At 40.3% G+C, this 18,271-nt stretch carries 12 protein-coding genes; 7 read left to right on the top strand and 5 right to left on the bottom strand.

What is annotated here, in order from left to right; genetic code table 11:
* Positions 1-115: 115 nt before the first annotated feature.
* Positions 116-598, bottom strand: a complete 483-nt coding sequence (locus ACRRSQ_RS13950) for a hypothetical protein (protein ID WP_440876364.1) — start codon at positions 596-598, stop codon at positions 116-118.
* Positions 599-781: 183 nt separating this feature from the next.
* Here ACRRSQ_RS13950 and ACRRSQ_RS13945 point away from each other — a divergent pair, with 183 nt between their 5' ends.
* The 5 genes from ACRRSQ_RS13945 (at position 782) to ssb (ending at position 6,743) form a co-directional block, all read left to right on the top strand.
* Positions 782-2,812 (top strand): oxidoreductase, encoded by a 2,031-nt coding sequence (locus tag ACRRSQ_RS13945; protein WP_440876363.1) that lies wholly within the window; start codon positions 782-784, stop codon positions 2,810-2,812.
* 172 nt (positions 2,813-2,984) lie between these two features.
* Positions 2,985-4,955 (top strand): methyl-accepting chemotaxis protein, encoded by a 1,971-nt coding sequence (locus ACRRSQ_RS13940; RefSeq protein WP_440876362.1) that lies wholly within the window; start codon positions 2,985-2,987, stop codon positions 4,953-4,955.
* A 20-nt stretch (positions 4,956-4,975) separates the two neighbouring features.
* A complete protein-coding gene (locus ACRRSQ_RS13935; protein ID WP_440876361.1) occupies positions 4,976-5,374 on the top strand; it encodes an acyl-CoA thioesterase in 399 nt (132 codons plus the stop codon).
* A 39-nt stretch (positions 5,375-5,413) separates the two neighbouring features.
* Complete coding sequence (locus tag ACRRSQ_RS13930; protein WP_440876360.1) at positions 5,414-5,881, top strand: TlpA family protein disulfide reductase; 468 nt, start codon at positions 5,414-5,416, stop codon at positions 5,879-5,881.
* Between the two features lie 229 nt (positions 5,882-6,110).
* The gene (ssb, locus tag ACRRSQ_RS13925) at positions 6,111-6,743 is read left to right on the top strand and encodes a single-stranded DNA-binding protein (RefSeq protein WP_440876359.1); all 633 of its coding nucleotides are present in this window, start codon (positions 6,111-6,113) and stop codon (positions 6,741-6,743) included.
* Between the two features lie 84 nt (positions 6,744-6,827).
* Here ssb and ACRRSQ_RS13920 read toward each other — a convergent pair whose 3' ends face one another.
* Positions 6,828-8,621, bottom strand: a complete 1,794-nt coding sequence (locus tag ACRRSQ_RS13920) for a sensor histidine kinase (protein ID WP_440876358.1) — start codon at positions 8,619-8,621, stop codon at positions 6,828-6,830.
* Positions 8,622-8,631: 10 nt separating this feature from the next.
* Positions 8,632-9,324, bottom strand: coding sequence for a response regulator transcription factor (locus ACRRSQ_RS13915; protein ID WP_440876357.1), 693 nt, complete (start codon positions 9,322-9,324; stop codon positions 8,632-8,634).
* 276 nt (positions 9,325-9,600) lie between these two features.
* Here ACRRSQ_RS13915 and ACRRSQ_RS13910 point away from each other — a divergent pair, with 276 nt between their 5' ends.
* Together ACRRSQ_RS13910 and ACRRSQ_RS13905 are read left to right on the top strand one after the other, a co-directional pair.
* Positions 9,601-11,655 (top strand): TonB-dependent receptor plug domain-containing protein, encoded by a 2,055-nt coding sequence (locus ACRRSQ_RS13910; RefSeq protein ID WP_440876394.1) that lies wholly within the window; start codon positions 9,601-9,603, stop codon positions 11,653-11,655.
* Positions 11,656-11,748: 93 nt separating this feature from the next.
* On the top strand, positions 11,749-12,654 hold the full coding sequence (locus ACRRSQ_RS13905; RefSeq protein ID WP_440876356.1) for a dienelactone hydrolase family protein: 906 nt from the start codon (positions 11,749-11,751) through the stop codon (positions 12,652-12,654).
* A 172-nt stretch (positions 12,655-12,826) separates the two neighbouring features.
* Here the strand turns inward: ACRRSQ_RS13905 and ACRRSQ_RS13900 are convergent, their stop codons facing one another.
* Positions 12,827-15,274 carry a TonB-dependent receptor plug domain-containing protein gene (locus ACRRSQ_RS13900; protein WP_440876355.1) on the bottom strand — a complete coding sequence of 816 codons (2,448 nt, stop codon included), beginning with the start codon at positions 15,272-15,274 and terminating at the stop codon, positions 12,827-12,829.
* Between the two features lie 152 nt (positions 15,275-15,426).
* Entirely contained in the window at positions 15,427-18,216 is a 2,790-nt protein-coding gene (prsT, locus tag ACRRSQ_RS13895) for an XrtA/PEP-CTERM system TPR-repeat protein PrsT (protein WP_440876354.1), read from the bottom strand.
* Positions 18,217-18,271 lie beyond the last annotated feature (55 nt).

Below are 18,271 nucleotides of genomic sequence, written 5' to 3'. Positions count from 1 at the left end.
CCTTAATTGCTTTCTATTGAGCCAAGCAATAGTAACATTTTAGTTCAAATTACCTATTCAGCTAGATTTATTGCTAGCAATTCGAGTTAAATATTATTGCCAAATATTTCCAGACTTAATAACAGTTTGAAATATAGTCAGAAACTGTTTTTGTACCCAAAATAAGAATAACGTCATCATCAAGGTATTTGCCTATTAACGCCTGCCCAAAAGGGGATTGTGGGGTGATCACTGTATAATGGCGTTGCTCAATTGTAGTTTTAAATCCGCCGGCTGCAGGGCCAATAAAATACCAATGTTGGTTGTTACTATCTTGTTCAAGTTGCACCATTGCTGTTAACGCGATTGCCGTATCTTGATTAAACGTGTGAAGTGGTATTTGTTGGTAGGCCAAAATCGCCTGTTTTATCTCGTCAACACGCCTTGTTTGTCCTTCTGCCAAATACGCCGCTTCAATTGCTAGCGTATCGTATTGCGTTTCGGCGACCGATTGATCGTCGATAGCGGCAAGGTGAGCATTTTTTGCAGCTTCGAGTGCAATACTCAATTCTTGGTGTAGTTGACTGATGATCAGCTCAATCAGTTTTTCTTTGTGCATAGGCTTTGAGCTATTAGGAAATGACAGTGGAAACAGGATACTAGATTCAGTTTTTATTCTGTAGTTATAAGGCGAAAATAAATTTAATCTGACAGGTGTCAAAATTAACTTGTTTTTTTGCTAAAGAGCGATTACTTTATAAGATAACTGGTTTGACCTTTGTAACTAAATTGTTGGTAACTTATGACACAATCTACTCACTATCCAAATTTATTAGCGCCGCTAGACCTTGGTTTTACGACCTTAGCTAACCGAACGTTAATGGGCTCGATGCATACTGGCCTTGAAGAAGAGAAAAATGGTTTTGAAAAACTGGCGGCTTTTTATGAAGAGCGAGCTAAAGGTGGTGTCGCGTTAATTGTTACTGGTGGTATTAGCCCTAACGCTCGCGGCCGTTTAGCGCCGATGGGTTGTGAGTTAAGTAAATTTTGGCATGTAAATAAACATCGTCAAATTACCGATGCCGTGCATAAATATGATACCAAAATTTGTGTCCAGCTATTGCACGCAGGCCGTTATTCATATCACCCGTTTAGCTTATCAGCCAGTAAAGTTAAATCGCCAATAAACCCCTTTACGCCAAAACAAATGTCGGTTCGCCAAATTAAAGGCACCATTAAAGATTTTGCAAAATCTGCCAAGCTTGCGCAAAAAGCAGGTTACGATGGCATTGAAGTAATGGGCTCAGAAGGCTATTTGATCAACCAATTTAGCTGTAAACGCGTGAATAAACGTACCGATGAGTGGGGCGGTAGCATTGAAAACAGAATGCGTTTTGCTACTGAAACCGTCAAAGCGGTAAGAGCTTCAGTGGGTGAAAAATTCATTATTATTTTCCGTTTATCTATGCTCGATTTAGTTGAAGGCGGCAATACTTGGGAAGAAGTAGTGACGATGGCCAAAGGCATAGAAGCCGCTGGCGCAACCATTATTAATACCGGTATTGGCTGGCATGAAGCGCGTGTACCTACCATTGCGACTTCGGTACCAAGAGCTGCGTTTACTTGGATCACCGAGCGCATGAAAAAAGAAGTCTCTATTCCGTTGGTCACCACTAACCGTATTAATGCCCCAGATACTGCTGAAAAAGTATTAGCTGACGGACATGCCGATATGGTGTCGATGGCAAGACCATTTTTAGCCGACGCGGCTTTTGTTAATAAAGCACGAGAAAACCGCGCTGATGAAATCAATACCTGTATTGGCTGTAATCAAGCCTGTCTTGATCACGTTTTTAAACAGCAACGCGCTTCATGTTTAGTAAATCCACAGGCGTGTTACGAAACCGAATTAACCTTTGGCGAAATTGACAAGTCGAAACGCATCGCCGTTGTTGGCGCAGGCCCTGCCGGTTTAGCCTTTAGTGTATATGCCTCTGAGCGTGGTCATAAAGTGGAATTGTTCGACCGCGCTAGTGAAATTGGCGGTCAATTTAATATTGCTAAACAAGTTCCGGGTAAAGAAGAGTTTTATGAAACCTTAAGATACTTTGGTAAAAAACTGGAACTATTAAATGTTTCAGTAAACTTAAACAGTGAAAAAACCGTTGAACAACTGGCAAGTGAAGGTTTTGATGAAGTGGTATTAGCCACAGGCATTATTCCACGTAAATTACCCCTTAATGGTTTTGACCATCCGAAAGTGAAAAGCTATATACAAGTATTGCGCGACAAAGAGCCTGTTGGTAAAAAAGTCGCCATTATTGGCGCAGGTGGTATTGGCTTTGATGTTGCCTGTTATTTAGCAGAAGAAAAATCATTAACCACAGAGCCAGATAAGTGGTTAGCCAATTGGGGCGTTGATAAAAATTTCACTCATGCGGGGGCATTGCTTGAAAAAGCCGAGCATGAAAAAACGGAGCGTGAAATTTATTTATTGCAACGTAAAACTACCAAAGTGGGCGCTGGCTTAGGAAAAACTACCGGTTGGATCCACCGCGCGACGCTGCAAAAAAATGGCGTGAGCATGATCCCAGGTGTTACTTACAAAAGCATCGACGATAATGGCTTAACCATCGAAGTGGATGGTAAAGAACAAGTATTAGATGTTGATAACGTGATTATTTGCGCAGGCCAAGAATCAGAGCGCAGTTTGTATCAGCAACTACTCGATAAAGGCGTAAGTACCCATTTAATTGGTGGCGCTAATGTTGCCGCCGAGTTAGATGCAAAACGTGCTATCAGACAAGCTGCGGAGTTAGCTGCCAAGCTTTAACCTTCATTCTTGGTCATTCATGAACCGTTAAGCCGCTTAATATCTTCTATATTAAGCGGCTTTTTTATTTTCAGCGGGTATTTTATAACTGTACGTTTATTCAATGAAATAATCCCCGTACTTTGCAGGTCAACTGTTATGCTTATTCAAAAATAATGACCAAAGGAATGTTATGACCACGTTGCTCGCGCCTGCTATTCGTTTATCTAACCGATTAAACTTTAAAGCGAAATTTTTACTTTTAGCGTTAATGTTTTATTTACCTTTACTGGCCTCATTTTTATGGATAGTACAAGCACAGCAAAAATTAACCGAGCAATACCAAGGGCAGCTAACGGGCTTAGCGTTTATTAAGCAGCTTGGCAACATTGAAAAAAATATTAGCGCCGCGCAAGTCAGCGATGCCGGTGATATAACATCGGCTATTGAGCAGTTTCAACAACAGCTTGACCAATCCAAAGAACTTAGCCAAGTTACCGGATTTATTGATGACTTAACCATGCATTGGCAACAGGTAGAAACGGCTAGTGGCCTGAGCGCTTTTCCTGCATTTGCCACCGTATATGAAGATACCTTAACCGCACGCGAAAACATTGCCGCTTTAAGTGGTTTAAGCCGAGACAGTGAGCCACTTTCTTTTTATTTAGCCCAAGCACGCATTGATAGAATGCCGATACTGATTGAGTATATCGCACGTATTTCAGCACTGACCAAATATATTTTAGCCGAGCAAGGCTTTAGCGCGCAGTCGTATACCTTGATTGTCGCACTCGATCAGCGCCTTGATCAGTTGCAATTACAATTACATAAAAATAATCAGCAATTAAAACGCGTTGCAGCTTTGCCATTAAATGTTTATCTGACTAAACAACAAGCGTTTAGCGAAGCGCTTGATGATTACCAAGCGTTATTAAAAAAACAGTTAATTGAACCCGACGATATTGCGTTAACGGCGCAACAAGCACGTTCTCAGGCAACAGAAGTGGCGCAGCTTGCCGACCAATTATTACAGCAAAGCCAACAACTTTTGTTTGAAAACCTAACCAACAAGCAAAATCAAAGCATTGAATTTTTATGGCTGATCAGCCTTGGCTTAATATTTATCACCTTGCTAACCTTGTATTTATTAGTGGGAATTTATCACTCATTACGGGCAAATGTTGACAGCATTAAACAGGCAGCCAAGGCGCTAGGTAATGGTGACTTTACTGATGAGCTTACGCTAACGGCAAAAGATGAATTAGGGGATATTGCCCGCAGTTTTGCCCTGATGCAAAATAAAATTAAGCAGCTATTGTTATTATTTAATGATGATGTTGAGCACTTAAAAACAGCCGCAGGTGAAATTCATCAACTGACCAATAACATGGAAAAAAGCTTAACGGTACAACAAGAAAATACTTTGGGTGTTAGCCAAGCAATCAGTCAGGTTTCAGCATCAGTTGCGGTGATCAACCAAAGTACACAATCAGCGCAAGTAATTACCGAACAAGCCAGTGAACAAGTTAACTTAGGTGAAGGCGTTGTCGGTGAAACAGCTGCTGCGATTGTTGATATTTCTGTTGAAGTGAATGACTCAGCAAAAGTGATTAATGAACTTGCTGGTTTAAGCACTGAAATTGGACAGTTTGTTAATGTTATTCGTGAAATTGCCGACCAAACCAACTTACTAGCGTTAAATGCGGCGATTGAAGCTGCTCGTGCAGGAGAGCAGGGGCGCGGTTTTGCCGTTGTCGCCGATGAAGTAAGAACCTTAGCAAGTCGCACACAAGACTCCACCACTGAAATTCAACGTATTATTGAACAGCTGCAATTAGGCGCAGACAAATCAGTGAGCGCCATGAATACTGGCGTAGAAAAAGCGCAAGCTGGGGTAGAGCGCACTACGCAAGTAGCCAATACCTTTCAATCAGTCAGCTCCAATGTTAGCCAAATTGTTGATGCCACGGTGGAAATATCTGCGGCAGTAGAACAGCAAAGCCAAATGGTAGTAGATATTGACGATAAAACCGATAATATTGCTAAAGGCTCAGAGCAATTAATGATTGCTGCTAAAGATGCCGCAGAATCTGGTGAAAACTTAAATAACCTCGCGGCAACGTTAGCAAGCCAGCTTGGCCAATTTACCTTATCCAAACCATAACAATAAAGTTCGAGAGAAATATGTTCACAGAAATTATCACACCAAGATTTAGCGATACCGATGCCCTTGGTCATATTAACAATACCATGGTGCCTATTTGGTTTGAGGGCGCGCGCGATCCGGTATTTCGTTTATTTATGCCTGAGCTTGATACTAATAATTGGCAGCTTATTTTAGCTAAAATTGATGTCTCATATCATGCCCAAATGTTTTATGGTCAGGCGCTAGAAGTACGTACTTACATCAGCCGAATTGGCGGTGCATCATTTGATGTTTACCAAGAGCTTTGGCAAAACGGAGCAAAGTGCGCTTCAGGTACGGCAGTGATGGTACATTATTGTTATCAACAACAAACAAGCCAAACCATTGCAGATTCAGTAAAAGAGACTTTACTTGCGCATCAATTTCAAGCTCAATAGAGAGATAAAAAGTATAAACGTGTCACAACAAGGATTTTCATGAAAAAGCTGCTGCTTCAATTATCGTTTATCTGTTTGATTGCCATCTCGCCTTTTAAGCTGTTGGCTCAAACTGAGTTGCCACCTAGCTTTGCAAACGTATTAGCCAAGCATCAAGGAAAAGTGATTTATTTAGATTTTTGGGCGTCTTGGTGCGTGCCTTGTCGGCGCTCATTTCCTTGGATGAATAAAATGCAGCAGCGCTATGGCAAAGACGGGCTTAAAATATTAAGTGTTAATTTAGATGCGCAAGCTGATTTAGCTGCCAAATTTTTAACGGAAAACCCCGCCAAGTTCGACATTATTTACGATCCTAAAGGTAAAATAGCCCGTTACTTTAAATTAAAAGGCATGCCCAGTAGCTTTGTATTTAACCGTAAAGGTGAAATTGTTAGCGCCCATGTTGGTTTTACTGACAAGAAAAAAACGACATATGAGCAAGAAATTGTGCAGTTGCTAGCCAAGTAGGTTATTCATTACTTTCGATATTGCCAATAAATTATTTTTAATACCTCACGAAATATTTTTTTATTTGGCTTATCTATTGTTTTTACTCGATGATCTCACGGCTGATTACGATTGTTAGCATTCGGTATCACTTTCTAGTGTCAGAAATTTTAAAGCTATAGTAGAATATCCGGATAGTAAAAAATCGTCTTTTCGAACGAACATCTTTGAATAAATAGGAACAGCATACATGGCCAGTCGTGGTATTAATAAAGTAATAATTGTCGGTAACTTAGGACAAGATCCAGAAGTACGTTTTATGCCAAATGGTGGTGCTGTTGCCAATTTTACCGTAGCAACGTCAGAAACTTGGAAAGACAAGCAAACCGGTGAGCAAAAAGAAAAAACTGAATGGCACCGTATTGTTATGTATCAACGTTTAGCTGAAATTGCTGGCGAATACTTAAAGAAAGGTTCTAAGGTTTATCTTGAAGGTCGTTTACAAACACGTAAATGGCAAAACCAGCAAGGTGCTGATCAGTACACAACTGAAATTGTTGTTAACGACATGCAAATGCTTGATTCTCGTGGTGCCGGTGCTGGTCAACAGCAAGGTGGTTTCCAGCAGCCAGCTCCGGCTCAACAGGCTTACAATAAACCTGCTCAACCACAAGGTGGTTTCCAACAACAAGCAGCGCCACAGCAACCTGCGTATCAGCAGCCAGCTCAAGCGCAGCAAGGTGGGTACCAGCAGCAAGCGCCTCAGCAAGCTTACAAACCTGCTCAACCACAGGGTGGTTTTCAACAACAGGCGCCTCAACAAGCACCTAAAGTAAACCCGCAAGAACCAACCATCGACTTTGATGACGATATCCCGTTCTAAATGATAAAGATTTAAATGTTGAAAAACATATATAAAAGCCGCTGCTAAGCGGCTTTTTTTATGGGTAAAATTGTTGTTTTACAACTAGTGTTCACTCATTTTAATTTTTCGCGCAGCAAATGTTATTGCAAATTCAACCCCTGGTGTTTTGGGTTTTACTTCAATTTTTCCACCTTGGGCGGTGACTAATTCGCTTACCAAGGCTAAACCAATACCGGTGCCGGGTGTAGTGCGAGTGAGTTCATTGCCTTCACGATAAAACAGTTCAAATACGCGATCGAGCTTGGCTGATGAAATACCTGGTCCTAAATCAGCAACGCTAAATATTAAGCTTTTATTTGACTGGTTATTTAGGTCAAAAGTGATGTTGATTTGGCGGCGCTGTTGGTCGTTAATTTTTGCAGCGTTAAAGAACTTAATCGAATTGTCGACTAGGTTGATCACAATTTGTGAAAATGCGTCTAAATCAACAAGCATTTCAGCGTTTTCATTAACGTTGTCGCCAATAACAAAATTAACCTTAAAGTCATTTTTTTCAATCAGTGATGAAACCTTTGATTGAATAGTATCAATTAACGACAGAATATTAACGTATTCAAGATCAATCACTTCTTGCTGCCGATTTAAATTTGAGAGTTTTAAAATGTTATTTATCAATCGAGATAGTCGCTCACTTTCATTATAAATAAACTCATGATATTCCTTTTGTTTATCTGCTTCTTTTACCATTTCAGCTTTTAACATTTCGGCATACATTAAAATAGAAGTGAGCGGCGTTTTAAGCTCGTGGCTTACTGATGAAACAAAATTCATCCGTTGTTCGGTTAATTCTATTTGTTTAATGCCGACCCAATAAATGCCTAAAAATCCGGTAACTAATACAGTGATTAAAATGATAAAAAAGAAAATAATAAACTCTGATGCTGAGCCCAAATGATAATTATTGGTGGTGAACATTAATTGTATTTGCTGAAAAGGTGCGATCAGGTAGCCGTGAAAGATATATTTTTTTTCCAGCGAGGTAATGGGTTCGTTACTTAATACCACCTGTGTTTGTTCATTACTAATTGAATAATGAAAATATTGATGAATACTCTTGTCGAGGTGAATGACCTTAAGGCGCATTTGCACATCGCTGTCGAAGTGCCCTTGTTCAAGGTGTTCACTTAATAGTTTTTGCAAATAAGCGTCTTGCTCGACGATGAAACCCTGAATTTTGTGGTGTTGACTTTGCCAGTAGTTTCTAAAAATTATTAGCTCGTTATTATCGGTAATTTTAACCTGAAACAATTCAGTTTTAAGGTTGGCCGTTGCTTGGCTAATTTGAGGGCTATTTTTAGTTAAGCGTTTATCGTCGTTGATAACAAAATCGTTTTTTAGCAATATTTGCTTAATTGTTTCTTTTACCGCTAAGCGACGTTCTATTTCTTGCCAGTGCAACTTTGTGTGCGCTGATTTAATTTGTGTTTTGGTTTGAGCGGGTAATAAAGGTGTTGATAAAGTTTTATCGGCATTAATTTCAAAGTAGCCAATAAGGCCTATATTTTCAGGGTAATTTTCCGGGTTAGCTAGCGGCGACAGTTCTTGCGTTAATTCACCCGTTAAAGGGTTCGATACCATTTGATAAAAACTATAGTGCTCAACAGGACGTTTACGTTCTATTTTTACGCGATTGTTTAATTTTTTGTTGATTTGTTTAAGCGCATTGACCGATTTCCATTGGTATTGAAAATCCATATCATTTTCTATTTGTTGAAATACGTAATAAATGATCAGACTTAGCGGGATCAATAAACAAATAAAAAACGTGGCCAACATCATTCGCAAACGATTAATGCGCTGCTGGCTACTGATAAAGTTATTATTAAAAAATGCCATATATGTCTGCTTAAACAATTAACTTGTAACCTTCACCGCGAAAGGTCACCAGTAGCTGTGGGTTTTTGCAATTGACTTCAATTTTTTTTCTTAGTTTAGCAATATGTATATCAACGGTTCGAGTATCAATTAGGCTAGGCTTAGCATAGCCCCAAACATTAGTGAGTAACTCAGTGCGAGGCACTGGGCGTTTGTGCTGGTGCAAATAGGTTAGAATATCGATTTCACGCCGGGTAAATATATTTTCCTCACCTCGAACTGTTCCGGTTAAATTTTCAGAGTCGATGGTAATATCGTCACCCAAATTAAGACGGTCTTTGTCTTGATGCCAACCAGTTCGTCGTAAAATGGTTTTCACACGCAAGACAAGCTCTTGAACTGAAAAGGGCTTGGCAATATAGTCATCAGCCCCGAGCGTTAAGCCATTAATGATATCTTCTTCAGAGCTTTTTGCGGTGAGCATCACAATGGGCTGCTCTCTTGATGCGGTTCGAATGGCATTGCATACACTAAAGCCGTCCATCGAAGGCAGCATCACGTCAAGCAAAATGCAGTCAAACTTATTGCTAAGCGCAGTAGTTAAACCTTGCTGACCATCTTGTTCGCAAACCACGTCAAAGCCATGAAAAATAAACAAGTCGGTTAAGCCTCGAGCAATCGATATTTCATCTTCAACGATCAGTATTTTAGGTTTAATTGCCATAATAAAATTTGTTCTGGTAAGCATACTTTTACAAGTATACGCGTTAGTTAATGCTGGTTGTAGCCTAACAGAAGCAAGCCCTTGGCTTATGTAAAACTTATGTAAATTATTTGGCTAACGGTTTTACTAAAAGTGCCTATTTCGGCACAGTAAATCAGTTACATTAGTGTAATGCTAAATCTACCTTTAGTGATTGATGTGCTAATAACAACATAAAACTAAGGTAGATTTTATATCGTTAACATAATTTTTGTCGTGTAGGGTGAGTCAGATTTGATGAAATTAAAGTGGTTAAACAAACTGTTGCTAAGTGGGCTGCTTGTCAATAGTGCTGTCACTATGGCGCAAACAACGGTTAATAACGATACTGATGCATTGCATAGTAACTCAACCTTTCCTGCAAGTTTTTTTAATCAATACACACCTCAAAACGCATTAGATATGGTACAGCGTTTACCGGGCTTTTCATTTGACTCAGGAGCCAATGCACGTGGTTTTGGCGGCAATGCTGGTAATGTGTTAATTGATGGTGCTCGCCCAACGTCAAAATCGGGTGGTTTACGTGGCGCGCTACAACGCATTCCTGCTGCTCAAGTCGCTTACATCGAAATTATACGTGGCGGCGTAGGGGCATCAGAAGCCGCTGGGCAATCCATTATTGCCAATGTTATCAAAAAAGAAATTCAAACAAGTGGTTTATGGGGCGTGAAAATCAGGCGCGTCGACAATGGTGAGATAAAACCCGAAATCGAAGGCACGTTAGCCACCAAATTAGGTCGTTGGAATGCGTTATTAGATCTTGAATTAGAAGCAAGACCTAATTACCGAACAGCGTATGTGGAAGATTTCAACGGTGACGGTGCGTTAATTTCAAGCGCTAACGAGCAAAAAGAGTCGCTGAATAAAAAAGCGGACATTAATGCGGAGCTATCACGTGAACTTGCTGGTGGGGAGTTAACCATTTATCCCGCGTTACGCGTAGATGAAAAAGAAGATGATATTTCACAACATATTTTTAGTGCCAATGCTGGCCACCAGGCTCTGCCAGATGAGTTTTGGATAGTTAATGAACAAGAGAAAAACAATAAGGCTGAAATTGGTATCGATTGGGCCAAAACATTTGATAATTGGAAGTTACGGCTTATTGGTTTAGGTTCTGTACACGATCATCAATCTGACGAATATTATTTTTTTGAAGAAAAGCATCTGCAAAGCAATGAAACCAGCGAATATTGGATAGAGACTCGTAAAACAGAAACGATTGCTCGAACGACTTTTGGCAAGGTCAGTGGCGGTGACTTTAAGCCAGAATTTGGCATAGAAATAGCGAACAATAAGTTAACAACCAAACAAGGTTTGATTGAAAACGACATTCCACAAGTACTAGAAGGTGCTGATAGCGTGGAAGAGATACGCGGTGAGTTATTTGTTAATTTTGTTTATAACCTAACTGACGAGTTAACCTTTGAAGGCGGTTTAACATCAGAAATGTCGGAAATTACCGTTATTGGTTCAAGCAGTCAGTCACAACGCTTTGATTTTATTAAGCCGCGTTTATCAGCCAACTATACGATTAATGATCATTCGACAATTACCTTTGTTGCTGAGCGCACAGTAGAACAATTAGATTTTAATGACTTTGCCGCCAGCTCTGAAGCATCTGATGAGCGAACCATTTCAGGAAACGTAAACTTATCTCCAGAGCACGCGACCATTTTTTCGTCTATTTATGACTGGCGTTTTAGCGAGCGTGGTAGTTTAAAAGTTGAAGCTGCTTTTGAACAACGCAAAGACATTCATGAAAAAATATTTTTACCGTCAGGTAATGAAGGCCTAGGCAATGCCGGCGATGCAGATTTTTGGTCTGTTGAAACCAAGTTAAATTTGCCGGTTGACCCTGTGTTAGAAAATGGCTTGTTAGAAATCTCGCATACCTATAAAGATTCAGAATTTTATGATGAAATCATCGAAGATAATCGCATCATTACTAATTATATTCCGCACTATTTAAAGGTCGATTTTCGTCAAGATCTTACTCAATATCAATTTTCATGGGGGTTTCAATTAAGACAGCACTTTGATAAAACTAAGTATTATGTTGATGAAATAGAAGTAACCGAAGGTAACGATAGAATATCTCGCTTCTTTATTGAAACGACACAGTTTTTGGATGCTAAAGTTAGGTTATCAGTTAAAGATGTCAATGTAGCGCGATTTACTCGTACACGCTATTTCTACCTAAATGACCGCAGCGAAGATATCGACAGTTATGAAATAGCGCAGCGACGATTAGCACCTGAATTTGAATTATCGTTTACTCGCGCTTTTTAAAAGTGAAAGTACACAGACAAGCATCAAGCAGCACCAATAATTTATGTACAAATAAAAAATGTGAAGTTAATTAATAGATAGCTAGGGGGCACAATGGAAAATAACAAGATGGCGAAAAATGTTGATCACATTCCACAAGAAGCGTTTGATTGGTATGACGATTACGCACACGGCGGCATGGACAGACGAACGTTTATGAAAAAGCTCGGCACTTTAGTGGCAGTCGGTTATTCGATGTCGGTACTGACCTCAGTTTTATTACCCAACTATGCATTAGCTGAGCAGGTATCGTTTAACGATGACGATATTCAAGCCAGTTATGAAGAGTTTGACTCGCCAGAAGGTTATGGCAAAGGCCGAGGTTATTTAGTGAAGCCGACCGATAAACGCGCCAAATACCCAGTGGTACTGGTAGTGCATGAAAATCGCGGTTTAAATCCTTATGTTAAAGATGTTGCGCGCAGATTAGCGAAAGCAGGTTTTGTTGCCTTTGCACCTGATGCACTATTTCCTGTTGGTGGCTACCCTGGCAATGACGACGACGGCCGTGCGATGCAGAAAAAGCTCGATAAAAGTAAAGTGCAAAACGATTTTGTCGCCGCAGCTAAATACCTGAAAACGCATCCATTAAGTAACGGCAAGCTGGGCGGTGTAGGCTTTTGTTTTGGTGGTTACATTGTTAATTATTTAGCGGCGGTAGAAAGTGGTTTATTAACAGCGGGTGTGCCTTTTTATGGTACGCCGGCGAAGAAAGAATTACGTAAAAATATTACCTCATCATTAATGGTGCAATTAGGTGAGTTAGACGAGCGTGTTAATAAGTCGTGGCCAGAGTACGAGCAAGATTTAAAAGCCAATGGTGTGAATTATAAAATGCATATGTATAAAAATGCTAAACATGGTTTTCACAATGACTCGACAGGACGGTTTGATAAAGAAAATGCGGAGTTAGCGTGGCAGCGAACGCTTGCTTTTTTTGAGGAAAACCTTAACGCATAAGGTCTTAAAACCTAAGTTCTTAAAGCATAAGCCCTTAAAGTCTAACAGCTTAAAGTTATGTGTGCGTACAGAACGTAGTGGGCAAAAATAAGGCACTATTAAATAATAGTGCCTTAGCTCATATTAACCATTAACCATTAACCATTAACCATTAACCATTAACCATTAACGATTAAAAGTTATATGAAATACGGGCGTAGTATTCTCGTCCCGAAAGGGAGAATGGGAAGCTGGTCCAGCCGTAAGTAAAACCTAGAGCTGGAAAGAAAGAACCATTTTCGCCCCATTCATCAGGGTACTCATCCGTTAAGTTTAATACCCCACCGCTAAGGGTGACTTCATCAGTAATTGCCCATTGCGCAGTGACATCAAACAAGGTTTTTGCGCCCCAAGTATTTTCATCAGTCCCGTATGATGCACTAGAAACCTCACCGTAATAAGTGGCTCGGGCGGTCATCAACCAAGCATCTCGGTCGTACATCACTGAGGCACTAGCTCGGTCTTGTGGCTGGGCTTTTTCAACCAACAAAGTTTGTGGGTGATCAAATACTACGCTATCAGGCACTATGCTTGATGAGGTGTTTAAACCGCTTACTTCGGTATCGTTATGGTGGTAAGTTAACTCGTAAGTGATTTTGGCGCTGTTAGAAAGCGCTTGTGTATATTGGTTAACCCAATCGATACCAAAGGTTTCTGTGTCAATGGCGTTGGTAAATAACGAGACATTTTTTACACCATCAAGCTCTTCTCCTGGGCCAGAATATTTAGCAAAAAACGCATCGATGTCATCGTTAATACCTTCTTGAATATTGCCTGAATAAACAATGCGATCATCTATATCGATTTGGTAAATATCTAAGGTGGAATTAAAGTTATCTAAAGTTAATACAAAACCGACAGAAAAGTTAGTTGAGGTTTCTTCTTCTAGCTCTTTAAAACCTAGCTCTTGGGCTAAGTCTTCATGCGGGCGTAAAGTCACTAAATCTGCCAGTTCACCATTATCTAAAGAAATTGAGCGTTGGGTGAAGTTTGCCTGTTGCATACCCGGCGCGCGGTAACCTGTTGATGCGGTAGCTCGCATGGCAAAATTGTCGTTAAAAGTATAATGGGTTGAAAGCTTACCAATGGTGGTGCTGCCAAAATCGTCATAATCTTCATAACGTACAGCTGCGGCAACAATCCAATCTTCAGTGACACTTGATTCTGAGTCTAAGTAAAGGGCAAAACTGTTGCGGTCGGTATCAATTTCCATGGCAGGGCTATAACCCTGAAAACCTTGCATACCCGGTGTAGTTCGCTCAGCTGGTAAACAGTCAACAACTGAAGGGTCGCCCGTTGGGTTTGAGCTTTCACCACATAAAGTATCACCACGCGCCCATGAAACATCATCACCGGCTTCTTGTTTATAGCCGTCAATGCGATATTCCATGCCAATGGCGATTGAGGTTTCAACATAAAAACCGAAATCAACATAGGTGACCGCGTCAACATTAAAAGTGGTTTGAGAGAAAACTAACGCGCCATCATAAGCACTGGTTGGGCTATCAGGGCCATAACTGGCATTAACTGAGTCTAAATTGCTAAATTCAAAGCGGTTTTCACCGGTGACTACGCTGGCATCGATTTCCCAATCATTGATTTCTGTGCGGTAACCAACGGCTAATGAGGTATCTTCACTTTTTGAGCCTAAGGCGGGGGTGACACCTTCAGGATGAAGCTGGCTCCAAATACGATCGTCACCAGGGCCACGGAAAAAACCTAAAGACTCACCTTCTTTTTGAGTAATACCACCAAAAGCATAAAGTTCACTGTCATCACCAATATCATAAGAAAAATTCGCCCAAACACTGGTCATTTCGGTTTCGGCTTCACCGACTAATAATAATTGTTTTGGCTCGTCAATGGCGCCAAACCAAGTAGTTTCAGCGGCGCGGTTCATTTGGCCATTATCTGCATATTCAAAGGTTAAGTTTAAGGTGGCATCGTCACCTATTTGAAAACCGTAGTTGGCACCCACTTGAAATTTTTCGCCGTCACCTTCTAAGGTTTCGCCATATTGTGCCCACGCGTTGCCGCCTTCACTGTCTTTTAAAACAATATTAATAACACCGGCAATAGCGTCAGAGCCGTATTGCGCGGCTGCGCCATCACGTAAAATTTCAATGTGTGAAATTGCCGTCATCGGAATAGAGCTTAAATCTGTACCTGCGCTACCACGGCCAACGTTTTCTTGCACCGCAACTACCGCTTGTTGATGGCGGCGTTTACCGTTAATCAGTACTAATACTTGATCAGGCCCTAAACTTCGCAGTGTTGCTGGGCGCATTAAATCTTGGCCGTCAGAGGTAGTGGTATTGTTCATGTTAAATGAAGGGGCTAATTTTCGTAGCATATCAGGGGTGCTAGTTGCCCCTGAGCTTTGTATCGCTTCTGCTGAAATAATATCAACGGGGGCTGGGCTGTCTGCCATGGTTCGGTTTGGCAATCGAGTGCCGACAGTAATAATGCGTTCAATTTCAGTGTCTTTAGCGGTATCGGCGATTTGAGCATTGGCAGATACGCCTGTGAAAGCAGTACTAATAGCAATAGCAACAGGTGCTATTTGAAATAGTTTATTCATGTTGTCTCCCTTATACCTTGCCTGTAGTTGTTTGTTTAGTGGCAAGTTGCTATTTACCCTAGGTAATAAATAGCGTTTTCTCAAGGTATAAGGGCATTTTTTTATCTAATTACGAATATGTAATTGTAATGAAGTATGTCTGCCACATTGCATTAAGCTTGTCGCATCCATTCATTTAATAACTGTTTGGCTTCTTCTCTGTGCTCAAAGAAATCAACGCTTTCAATTGCTTCAATGAGTGTATTTTGTGCTGCCTTGTCCCGACCGAGCATTTTTAATGCCAGGGCAAGATGATACTTGATCATGTTGTTATTGAACTCAATCGCTTGTGCTTTTCTTAATAATGCTAATGCTTCTTCTGGTTGCTCGAGTTTTAGGTTTGTCCAAGCTAATGTATCGAGTACTTGTAGGTTATTTGGTAGCAGTTGATAAGCTTTGTTTGCGTAAATTAAGGCTTCATCGTAGCTGTTGTTGTCTAATAAAGTATTGGCAAGGTTATTCAGTAAAACCGCTGAATCTGGAAATGTGGCTAACTGGTCTTTATAAAGCTTAATCGCTTTTACATAGGCTTGTTGTTGATTGTAAATATCAGCTAATGCTAAAACTACTTTGAGATCTTTGTGCTTGTTACTGTGTAGCCTAGCTTCAAGAGCTTGTTCAGCTAGTGGCAATTGATTTAATTTTTTATAGCTGCGATATAAACTCAGTGTGCTTTGATCTGACGGTGAAAGTTGATGAGCTTTTACGTAACTTGTTACCGCTAGTGAATAGTTACCTTGGTTATAATGTAAGTCTCCTTGCAGCAAATCGCTCACCGCAAGTCCGGCACTTTTCGTTTTTATTATGTCTATTTGTATTTGAGCTGCTTTTATTTGCTTGGTTTTAAGCAGGAGCTTTACTAAGGCGATATTGGCATTAATCAGGTCATCATTCCAAGCTAATGCCTTGCGTAAACTAGAGATTGCGATGTTGTATTGACTTGCCATGGATTGCGCGTTGGCAAGTAAAACAAAGGCCCTACCTCGGTCTGCTGAAAGCTCTATATAACGGTTATACTGTTCAATAGCCGCATTATAATTACGATTCGCTAAATAAATACCAGCAAGTAGCTGATGCTCTTCGGCTATAGGGCTGCCTGCGATACTGGATTCGAGCTTGGTTTGCATTTTATCCATCTGGCCGAGTTTACGGTAGGCCTTATCTAACTCAAACAAGATATCAGGATCTTTACTTGCTATTGCATGTGCTTTTTCTAGCCAAAAAACGACGGCATCATAATCTTGAGATTGCTGATAAACATTAGCAATGGCGACCATGACGTCTTTTGAATTTTTATATTCATCATTTAGTTTTTGCAGTTCATTTAATGCTAATTCTGAGCTTGTTTCTGAAAGTAAAATGTTGGTGAGTAAAATTTTAGGCCCAAGCGCACTGGGCTGCTTGGTTAATATTTTTTTGAGTACCTGTTTGGCTTGATTGAACTTTTCAACGGTAATTAGATTCTCGCTATGTAGTAGAAGAAAAGCAATATTATCACCATTGGCCTCAATCAGTTGCTCGGTTGTTGTGAGTGCTTGCTCATATTTACTTAATGCTAAATAACACTTATTTTTCATTAACAATAAATTAGGATGTGTCGGATATGCCTGTTCAACTTTTGCCAATACATCTAAGGCTTGATGATACTTGAACTGATTGATATACGATTGCGCGTATTGCACTAGCGCTTCAGCAGAATTAGGGTTAAGTTTTAAAGCTGATAATAAATGTCGTTGAGCTTCGACGTGATTGCCAACCAACATACTTGCGCGACCTAACAAAATCAGGACATCAATATTGTCGGGATATTCACGATTAATGCGTTTTAGCAGATAGTGTGCCTGAGGGTATTCTTTTAGGCTAAGCTCAATGCTGGCTAACATTAATGACGCGCGGAAATTTGGCGCGATTGCTAGATATTGCGTAAGATAGCTTCTTGCTTCTTCATAGTTACCTTGTTGGAATTTTAAATAAGCACCAATATATAAATAACGCGGGCTGTCACGCATCATTTGCTCAGGCAAGCTTTGTAATATATCAATCACCGTATTGCTTGATGCTTGCGCCTGTAGTGGTTGTCCAATTTTTGCTGATAACACTGCGCGTAAAAAATTAACTTGTGGCTCGCGCGGTGCTTTATCAATCACTATGTTTAGTTCGGCCTCGGCTAGGTCATATTCTGATTGCGCCAATAAAATTTCAGCTTTAGCAAAACGGGCAGATAAATTGTCAGCATCATGGGCTAAAGCTGCATTTAATGTATTAAGTGCTTGTTGATTATCGTTATTTTGTTGATAAAGCTTAGCTCTAACTATCCATGCATTTTTGGGTACCCGATAACCTTGAAGTGCCTTTTCAGCATACGGCTCTGCTTTTTTATAGAGCTTATGCGCCATAAATACCTGGGCTTTTCCTAGCAAAGAGTAGTTGTCATTAGGGAAAAGCTTAAGGGCGTAGTCAAAACTTTCTTCTGCGGGAACAAACTTTTTCAGGCCAAGATAAGCTTGTCCTCTAAGGTAAGCAAGTTTAGCTTCGATTGATTTGGGACGTTGACCGGGCATTGTTAATAACAATGCTTGATCAAATTTTTGTTGCAACAACAGTGATTCGGCTAATAACGGGTGAATGATATTTAAGTCGCCGCCTAAGTCTTTAGCTTTGTTAAGGGCAATTTCTGCGGCAGCGCCATTGTAAAAGTCTAATAGCATTTCTGCATACATAATATGCGCAGGTAAATAGTTGGGCTCTTCTTTAAAAACATTTTTTAGATGTATAACGGCATCGGCGTAATTTTCTTCTTGGTAACTGGCCAATGCTTTTTCATAATTCGTGCTAGCCTGTGTTGCTTGTGTAGCAAAGTTAATCGCAAGCAAAAAGCATAGTGAAAATAGTTTTATAAACATAGAAGTAACATTCACAATATTTGTTTAGCGTATGAGCTAAGCATAACAGGTATTT

Source organism: Thalassotalea sp. PLHSN55 (assembly GCF_052030545.1).
Taxonomy (GTDB): Bacteria; Pseudomonadota; Gammaproteobacteria; order Enterobacterales; family Alteromonadaceae; genus CANMXU01.
Note: the sequence above shows the minus strand (reverse complement) of the source record. Positions and strands in the feature narration are given on the sequence as shown.